Below are 5677 nucleotides of genomic sequence, written 5' to 3' on the forward strand. Positions count from 1 at the left end.
GGACGTCTACAGGCGGAAATCCATGTACTATCATCCCGACAAAGGCGGGGACTCTGAGAAGTTCAAGAGATTGACCGCGGCCTACGAGCTCATCCTGAAGAGCAGAGGTGAGAAAGGGGCCTGAAGAGTACAGAAAAGGAGAAAAAAACGATTATGGAACTCCAGAAAGAAGTGGACGCCGAGACGGGGCAGGAGATGATACAGCTCTTGGAGAATGGCTGTGTCATAGCCCGCATCTATCCCCACCCGGAGGGAATCAGGATAGTCAGTGAGTACCTTGATGGCGTCGAGCACGAGGCTGTTATGCCGCCAGCCTTGGTCGTGAAGTTCACCCGGGGTGTCGTCCTGGAGTCGGAGACGCCGGAGGAGGGGGGCACCTTACTTGCCGGCTGGCCATGCTGCGCCTGCGATGAGATGATCATGGATGACCCGGATGCCTCGGTCGTCCTCGTTGATAAACTGGCGACCTGGGAATACCCCAGTTGGGGCAACATCCTGGAAGGGTCTGGCGGCCGGGCATCCGCCTCACTCTGCGGCCGTTGTACCAATGAAGAGCGGCCTCCCAAGTATGCCATCAGGAACGAAGGTGAGGTTCATATCCGGGTACCACTCGACGAACTGGAAGACCTTGAAGGGGAAAGGGAATGAAAGCAAGTCTGGAAGCCAAAGAGACAGAATACCGGGGTGTCGTCCTGGAGTCGGAGACGCCGGAGGAGAAAGAGGTCCTAAACAGGATCTGGTCAGGCCATGGCCGGCCGGTGGAGATTGCACGCCTCCTGAATGACCAGGTCAAGCTAGTGATAGCGCCGACACCGCAAGGGGAGGATATCCCTCGACTGCCCGGCAAAGGAGAAGAGAGATGACCGTAGAGCCGCTGCCTCTTCCCGAGGAGGAAAACGCCACCATCACCAATAACTCCCAACCGCGGCCAGACGCCCCGGAAGTCATTGAGGGTGCTGACGACCAGGAGATTGAGATGTCGCTGGAGGATTGGAGAAGATTGTACGGTGCCCTAGAGCGGAGGAATAAGGGCATGACCGGCTTCCGGAGACTCTACCCGCTGTGAGGAACCATGACCGAGTCCAGTGACTACTCCCAAGACCCCATCTGCAGGCTCTGCGAAGTCCCTTACGCCGATCACCCGCGGTGCCAGTGCTGCGGTATCTACTGCGGCCCCAACCATTACCGCGAGGGGGTCTCCCGGTACCGCGACAAGCGGCTCTGCTCCTCGTGTATTGAGGCATGGCCGGTCATGGAAAAGAGGGTCGGCCATAAGGTTCCCTGGCTGGCGTTTGTCAACCGCGACAGGTACTACCGGGCCGATGGCCAACCATTGAAAGAAGCGAGGAGGTAAAACCATGAAGTGCCCAAAAACATTGCACCCTGAGTCAGTCGTCGGGAATTCGGAACAGTGGGTATACGAAGATTGTCTCCAGGAGATGTGTGCCTGGTGGGAACAAGACGTGAACCTGTGTGCCATAAAGGCTGGCCGCTTCTGGAGACGGCCTGTTCGATGAGAACGGCGGGAGGATTGCCGGAGATACGGAAGAATCGATATACCATGCGTTACGGCTCCCCTATCAAGAGCCCTGGGAGAGGGACTGAGCGGAGTCAGCCCCCCCACTTGATCAGCTTTGCGAAGATGAGGGACCCCACGGCTACGACTACGGCGCCGCCTGTGATGCACATGAAGCCAACATCAGCTCCGAAGGCTACCTCGATCCCGATGCCGACCACACCCGCGCAGATACCCACCGCCTCAAGTGCTACTGCCAGGGTTCTGGTTAGTCCCTTCATTTCGACTCCTCATAAGTGCTTCGTGCTTCTTCCGCCTTGCCTCGGATTGTAACCTCTGGCGGGCAGCCACGTTCCGGTCGCTCGGTCCGCCAAACGGGTTCTTGAAAGTCTTCTCATACCCACATTCGCAGGTCAGTACCGCTTTTCGCCCTCGGGTCGACAGGGACTTGATCGAGATCCCACCCCTGCGGTACCTGGTCATCAAGGGTTCACCGCACCTGGGGCAGAGGGTTTGCCTGCCGGCACCCTTCTTGAGCTCGTAGCCGTTCTCCTTGGCATAGCACTGCTCGCAGACCATCTCGCCGCGGACCTTACGAAGCCCACCCCGGTGACTCTCAGCCTCCCTGCTGCATTTGAGAACGGTACCCGTGGTCACTTCTTTCTCCAGAACCTAGTAATATCCTCGATGAAACGCTCAATCCCGAGTATGGCGATTAGAGGGGCCATGACCAACTCCGCCCATAGAATCCAGGGGGTATTCTCATAAACGTAGCTGTAGGAGTGCAGCTTTATCTGGATGAAGTGCCAGGTAAAGAAGACTCCCATAGCGAACACTATACAGTCGGAGAGTATCTCCCTGGTTTCTCTCAGGAATTTCTTCATGCATCTAAGTAGTAGTGAACCACAGTAACGAGGTCACTATTCCCTCCGGGAATTCCCTCTCCCTCTTGCCCGTTCTGCCACTTAATTCTCAGACCAGTATCAAAAGGTACTGAGTCTTGCTCGAATATCCGGTACTGGGCTATTATCCAGGGAGCTGGACCAGCGATGCTCTTTATCGGGACACCCACCCAGTCGGTGCAGCCGTAGAATTGCCAACCGAAAGAGTTTAGGATGAGGTCCTCCATACCCGTAGCTTCCAGGCTGGGAGAGCTCTCGCCGTCAAGATACATACGGGTATTCCCCTCCATCCAATTGACATCATTGTCATTACTGACTCGCTGGTATATCGAGTGCAAAACACCCCTGCCTGCGATGTTAAGATACTCTTCCCATGCTAGAGGAGCCATATTTGCCGTGTGGCGCACAGCATACAGCCGGGTATACCGGTCAAGTGTGTGTGGAGGAGTGAGGGTTCGGTAAGCAATCTGGCTCCAGACAGCAACATCAGCGTCGACGTCGTTCTCCAGCACTATCTTGATACCGTTCGTGTAGGGAATGTCGATATACCGATAGCAACTCTGACCGACAAGACTATGCCCAACAAGTCGAGTCATGTAAGCAATGTACGGTACCCCAAAGAAGAAGTCCCAGGCAGGCATGTCGATAGTGGGAGCACCAGCACCATCATAGTATATCTTGAGAGTCATGTCCTGAACTGCACCTCTCGTAAGCCAGAGCTGCTTTATCGTTCCGGCTAAGGGTTTATTGAGTGGACCTGGAGCCTCAAAGAGAGTGAGTGTCTTTCCCCAGTTGTAGTTTATCCACATGCCAGGAGCATCGGCAGCCAAGGTTGTAATGTAGCCCCAGCAACGTTGCCCATCTAATACAAGCTTCACCCTGTACCAGACTTCCTTGGCGGCAGCGTAGTCGTCGCAAATGCGGGCCTGAAGGTTGCCGACTCCATGTATGCGGATAGCTGTAAAGTTGTCATGTAACCACATGAATTCGTAGAATGTACCTGGAGCCGTCTGGTAGAGTGATAGCCCCATCTCCCACAAACCAGCGCCAATTTCGGCCCAAATATCCCCCTCGATGATGTAGCGACCATCTGCCGGCGGGATATACTCCGTGCAGTAGAGGTTATTCCAGAAGTTACCAGCAGCCTGCTGCTCCACACAGCGACCTGAAGGGTGGATACCATCTGCCTTGACCTGCCAATCTGAACCTACCCCCCACTGTGCAAAGCCATCAGGTAGCGCATTCAGGGCATCGTCGGTAAAGTCATTCTGATACAAAACCGTTCCGTCATATTGGGATACCTTGAGATTGGCGACACGGTTCAAACCTGAGTACGAGACAAACCCCAGGTTACCTGCGTGAGCTACAGGTTCGGTATTCCGTTTGAGAGGCACACCGCCCACAGAGTCCCACCTGAGGGGGACTCCGGCAATCCTCTCTCTCAGGTTGATGTGCTCATTCTCAAGCAGGTCAAATCCGGAATGAGGCTGGTAGATTGTCATTCTTCTTTGTTCCCTTATACTACTATATTGTGTCCTTGTTCAGTATTAGTCCCGCCGTCGACGAAGGCAGCGGTGGTATTACCGAGGAGCTGATTCGAGGTGATGATATTCTTGTTGGATTGACCAGCCCCGGCCTCCACTATGTCAATCCCATTTACATTGCTGGTGCACCTTACCGCCGTGACGGTATTGTAGTCAGCGTTACCCGTGCCATCGCCCTCTATCCGCACCCCGTCTTCGAAGTCATGGGCCTCGCCACCAATGAGTTGGCAACCGGTACACCGCAGGAAGTATACGCCGTACGTCCCCGCCGTGTCTTGGCCATCGCATTGGGCAGGAGTTACGGTCACATTCGTGCAATCTTCGAGCACGATGCCGTGGCCGGCCGGGTCATAGAGACTGATATTACTTAGCTGTGAGTCTGAGCAGTTGTCAAGGTGAAGAGCGTGAGTGGTATTGGCCACCTTGCTAATCAAGGTGGTAATTCTCAAATATGTGCAGTCAGTAGCCTTGAAGTTTGAGAATCCCGCATTCCTACCACTGCCGCTCACTGTCACATTCACAAGTGAAGGACCACTACCACAATTCTCTAGCCTGATGGCCTCTTCGCCGTGAGAGATTGCGTAAACATCCTCGATATTCAAGTCGCTGACAGTATCGACATAGATACCAGCATCATTACGTGCTCCCGTGATTTTCCCACGCACGGTCATGGACTTAATGGTCACTGCCGTTACGCCATGAGCATAGATACAGTCAATATCGTCCGCTGCAGCCAAGATTTCCGTTACTCCAATACCGGAACCTTCGAGAGTGAAGCCACCAACGTCTATGTCAACCACAGCTGTGATGGTGAACGTCCCCGGGTGGAGGAAGATATACCTGCCGGTATCGATAGAGTGATTGATGTTCATACCGGGAACGCACTCATAGTGATTGGTAGATACCCGCCAGGTTACTACACCAACTGCCCCGCCACAAGCCATCAGGGTTCCACCAGTGATCCGTATCTCACCTGCAGCGTTGGTGCAGTTCACCGATTCGACATAGCAATCCTTGAAGGTGAACAGTCCGGTGCCGGCGTTGGTGACCGCATCTATATCATCTACACCCTCACAGGCTATAACCGTAGCCCCGGTGGCATTGGAGATGATATTACCCTGGGTCATATTACAGGACATCAGGTCGATGTCATGGTCGAGGGGCTCAGCGGCGGTGATTATGTTTCCGTGGAAGGTCGTAAAATAGCAGTCCAGGAGACACCGTAAGGTACTGAGATGAACGTCCCTCGAGAAACTTCCCCGGTGGACATCTACCGACCCCCGGGTCATTTGCAGGCTGTATCCGGCTCCCGTACCGACAATATTGCAATCGGTTATTGTGGGTGCTCCAGCAACAGTGTTTACCAGTACTGCGGGTATCGCAGCGCCCGGGGAAATAACGGTGATATTCTCAAGGTACAGGGTCTGGGTAATGTTGATAACTGCCGTAGCAGGGGCAGCAGCAGGAGCAATCATCACATGTTCATCCATCCCTCGGATGGTTATTAGTGCTCCCCCAGTAGTGGTTAGGTCTCCCTCATCATAGGTTGTACTGGGATAGAGCAGGATTACCCAAAAGCCACCATGAGCGTCAGCGGTATCGATGGCTGTCTGGATCAACATGCCCTGGCTGAGCTCAAGGGTATTCTGGGGATTTAACCTTACTCCCTGAGGAGTCTTTGTAGACATTACCATGGTCAGACTCCTTTACTCAGC

8 protein-coding genes are annotated in these 5677 nt (G+C 54.1%); 4 read left to right on the plus strand and 4 right to left on the minus strand.

Features of this window, described 5'->3' with window-relative positions; all coding sequences use genetic code 11:
* Nucleotides 1–153: 153 nt before the first annotated feature.
* Genes VMW13_09950 through VMW13_09965 form a run of 4 tightly spaced genes read left to right on the plus strand, consistent with a single transcriptional unit; the run spans nt 154 to nt 1354 of the window.
* Complete coding sequence (locus VMW13_09950) at nt 154–648, plus strand: hypothetical protein (protein HUV45138.1); 495 nt, start codon at nt 154–156, stop codon at nt 646–648.
* Complete coding sequence (locus VMW13_09955) at nt 645–863, plus strand: hypothetical protein (GenBank protein ID HUV45139.1); 219 nt, start codon at nt 645–647, stop codon at nt 861–863. The genes VMW13_09950 and VMW13_09955 overlap by 4 nt, the downstream gene beginning before the upstream one ends.
* On the plus strand, nt 860–1066 hold the full coding sequence (locus VMW13_09960; protein ID HUV45140.1) for a hypothetical protein: 207 nt from the start codon (nt 860–862) through the stop codon (nt 1064–1066). The genes VMW13_09955 and VMW13_09960 overlap by 4 nt, the downstream gene beginning before the upstream one ends.
* A gap of 6 nt (nt 1067–1072) precedes the next feature.
* The gene (locus tag VMW13_09965; GenBank protein HUV45141.1) at nt 1073–1354 is read left to right on the plus strand and encodes a hypothetical protein; all 282 of its coding nucleotides are present in this window, start codon (nt 1073–1075) and stop codon (nt 1352–1354) included.
* Between the two features lie 257 nt (nt 1355–1611).
* Here VMW13_09965 and VMW13_09970 read toward each other — a convergent pair whose 3' ends face one another.
* The 4 genes from VMW13_09970 to VMW13_09985 all read right to left on the minus strand — a co-directional run bounded on the left by VMW13_09970 (nt 1612) and on the right by VMW13_09985 (nt 5656).
* Nucleotides 1612–1797: a histidine kinase gene (locus VMW13_09970; protein ID HUV45142.1), complete on the minus strand. Its 186-nt coding sequence runs from the start codon at nt 1795–1797 to the stop codon at nt 1612–1614.
* 372 nt (nt 1798–2169) lie between these two features.
* Nucleotides 2170–2400, minus strand: coding sequence for a hypothetical protein (locus tag VMW13_09975; protein ID HUV45143.1), 231 nt, complete (start codon nt 2398–2400; stop codon nt 2170–2172).
* Complete coding sequence (locus VMW13_09980; GenBank protein HUV45144.1) at nt 2397–3920, minus strand: DUF2961 domain-containing protein; 1524 nt, start codon at nt 3918–3920, stop codon at nt 2397–2399. The genes VMW13_09975 and VMW13_09980 overlap by 4 nt, the downstream gene beginning before the upstream one ends.
* A gap of 14 nt (nt 3921–3934) precedes the next feature.
* On the minus strand, nt 3935–5656 hold the full coding sequence (locus tag VMW13_09985) for a right-handed parallel beta-helix repeat-containing protein (GenBank protein ID HUV45145.1): 1722 nt from the start codon (nt 5654–5656) through the stop codon (nt 3935–3937).
* Nucleotides 5657–5677 lie beyond the last annotated feature (21 nt).

Source organism: Dehalococcoidales bacterium (genome assembly GCA_035529395.1).
GTDB lineage: Bacteria > Chloroflexota > Dehalococcoidia > Dehalococcoidales > Fen-1064 > DUES01.

Excerpts from the sequence above, each read along its gene's own strand:
- VMW13_09950 (HUV45138.1), top strand. The coding sequence starts at position 154 with ATGGAACTCCAGAAAGAAGTGGACGCCGAGACGGGGCAGGAGATGATA.
- VMW13_09955 (HUV45139.1), top strand. The coding sequence starts at position 645 with ATGAAAGCAAGTCTGGAAGCCAAAGAGACAGAATACCGGGGTGTCGTC.
- VMW13_09960 (HUV45140.1), top strand. The coding sequence starts at position 860 with ATGACCGTAGAGCCGCTGCCTCTTCCCGAGGAGGAAAACGCCACCATC.
- VMW13_09965 (HUV45141.1), top strand. The coding sequence starts at position 1,073 with ATGACCGAGTCCAGTGACTACTCCCAAGACCCCATCTGCAGGCTCTGC.
- VMW13_09970 (HUV45142.1), bottom strand. The coding sequence starts at position 1,797 with ATGAAGGGACTAACCAGAACCCTGGCAGTAGCACTTGAGGCGGTGGGT.
- VMW13_09975 (HUV45143.1), bottom strand. The coding sequence starts at position 2,400 with ATGAAGAAATTCCTGAGAGAAACCAGGGAGATACTCTCCGACTGTATA.
- VMW13_09980 (HUV45144.1), bottom strand. The coding sequence starts at position 3,920 with ATGACAATCTACCAGCCTCATTCCGGATTTGACCTGCTTGAGAATGAG.
- VMW13_09985 (HUV45145.1), bottom strand. The coding sequence starts at position 5,656 with ATGGTAATGTCTACAAAGACTCCTCAGGGAGTAAGGTTAAATCCCCAG.